Origin of the sequence: Rhodoplanes roseus (assembly GCF_003258865.1) — a bacterium.
In the GTDB taxonomy this organism is placed as follows: Bacteria; Pseudomonadota; Alphaproteobacteria; order Rhizobiales; family Xanthobacteraceae; genus Rhodoplanes; species Rhodoplanes roseus.
The window spans coordinates 1-281 of record NZ_NPEX01000777.1 but is presented as its reverse complement, the minus strand read 5'-3'; the positions used below and the strand labels follow the sequence as shown (position 1 = coordinate 281).

General features: G+C 61.6%; 1 protein-coding gene. It reads left to right on the top strand.

Annotation, left to right across the window (positions count from 1 at the left end):
• Positions 1 to 281 (top strand): hypothetical protein (locus tag CH341_RS36160; protein ID WP_146604758.1); only part of this gene is annotated, 281 nt, incomplete at both ends.

Sequence of the window (281 nt, the reverse complement as noted above, 5' to 3'; positions counted from 1 at the left end):
CAGTTTCCGGCGCTTCCAGCACGAGCATGCGATCGACGATTTCCGTGAGTTGGACGATCTCGTGTGCAAGGCTGCATCCGCGCGCGTCGTCAAAGCCGTCGAGCACCATCTGCCAGCAGCGCACACGGTCCCGCGCAAATCCGAGCTCGGGCATCTTCGGCATCAATTGGAGCTGAAGCGCCCGAGCCGCTCCATTCGCGAAATGATCGGCAAAATGCCCGAGAGCTTCGGACGGCTCGCCCCGTGTGTCCTCATGTCCCCCTTGTCGATCGCGCAATATC